Source organism: Lactobacillus sp. N54.MGS-719 (assembly GCF_000980505.1).
Lineage (GTDB): Bacteria > Bacillota > Bacilli > Lactobacillales > Lactobacillaceae > Lactobacillus > Lactobacillus amylovorus.
Genome location: NZ_LARO01000094.1, coordinates 1 through 1,684, shown reverse-complemented (window position 1 = coordinate 1,684; position 1,684 = coordinate 1). Strand labels below are relative to the sequence as shown.

The following is a 1,684-nucleotide window of genomic DNA, read 5'->3' as shown; positions in this document are numbered from 1 at the left end:
CAAACATACTAACCTAGTGTTGGATCATGAATCGACGGATTCATGATCTGGCACTTTTTATTTTGTTTAGAATAAAAAGTGAAGATAAAGCAAACAAAGTCTTACCTTTTTTGGACACTTGATGTCGTAACACAAACGGACTGCTTTACCACCTATTTACAAGTCTTTTCGAAGTCTGTAGGCACTTGGATGCCTTGTTTAGAAAATTGGAATCAAATAGGTTGATAAAGCTGCTTATCTTCATTCGGAGGTTAGAATTATGAGTCAAAATATTATCTTTGGTATTGATGTTAGCAGTAGATCGTCTACTGTTTGCGTTGTAATTGATCGAGTAAAGCAGGGCAATCCCTTTACTATTACTAATGATTCATTCGGCTATCAAGATTTACTAGATCATTTGAATCAATACTTGATTACACCTTTGGTGGTTTTTGAAGCTACTGGTGTGTATTCTTTAAGTTTGCAGGCATTTTTAGAAGATCATCACATTAAATATTTAAGACTTAATCCTTTGCAAGCTAAGAAACTAATGGATAACAATCTAAGACATAATAAAACCGATAAGCTTGATGCTTATCATTTAGCCTTGATTCAATTTAGTGCACCACAAAAGCTTCAAGCTCCTCAATCTAGAGAATATCACGAACTTCAAGCTGCCAGCCGTTATTATGAAGAGCTTACCAGAGCTTTAATCGTTAACAAGAATCAACTCCACCGCAACTTGCAATCAACTTTTCCTCAAATAGAGCACATACTGTCCAACCCTTCTGGAAAAATTTACTGGACTATTGTTAGCTTGTTTCCGCATGCTCAATATGTCCTGGATATGAATGAAGATCAAGTCAAGCAAAGATTATTGTCTATATCAGGTATTGGTCGTCAAAGAGCACAGTATCTTACTGCTAGACTATATGCTTTCGCTAGACAAGCTTATCCTTACGATAGAAAAGATGGCATTACGGTGAGAGCTATTCAACGCACTATCTCTAATCTGTTGTCTTTAAGCAATGAAAGAGATCAGGTTATTAATTATATGGAAAAGCTGACTAAGGTTGTTAATGCACGCGCGTTAACGATTTATTTAAGTATCCCTGGAATTGCTAGAACTACTGCCTTAAGATTAATCGCAGAACTTGGGGACTTAAGACGTTTCAATACTTCAGCTCAAATTGATGCCTTTGTTGGTATTGATCCAGGCCGTTCTCAATCTGGTGACAAAGACAGTCGTCTGGGTATTACTAAACATGGTAATCACATAGCCAGAAAGATACTGTATCGTGTTATTACACAAATGGAAACTGTTAAGGCTACACAACCTTGCCATATTACTGATTATTATGATAAGAAAAAGCAATCTTCTCATAGCCCAGGCTACAAGAAGATTGCCATCGCATCCGTGCATAAACTGATACGCACGCTCTTTGCTTTAATAAAACATAATCAATTATATGACTACAACATAGCCACCAAAAACCAAAGACTTTAGTTGAAATCAAATAATCATCTTTAGTATAGCAACCTATGAAAAAACTACAATACTCATAGGTTTGTTTGTGTTACTTTCTATCACCACGTTATTTTCTATTTTATCTAATCTAACCCTATTCGTACCAATATTCTAATTAAATAGAGTATAAATTAATTAAGGAAATTACTGATAATACTTGATTTTAGGTAGAAAAAA

1 protein-coding gene is annotated in these 1,684 nt (G+C 35.0%); it reads left to right on the top strand.

Translation table 11 applies throughout. From position 1 onward, the window contains the following. Positions 1-256: 256 nt before the first annotated feature. Positions 257-1,486 carry an IS110 family transposase gene (locus tag WS44_RS09175; RefSeq protein ID WP_288145738.1) on the top strand — a complete coding sequence of 410 codons (1,230 nt, stop codon included), beginning with the start codon at positions 257-259 and terminating at the stop codon, positions 1,484-1,486. Positions 1,487-1,684: the final 198 nt, after the last annotated feature.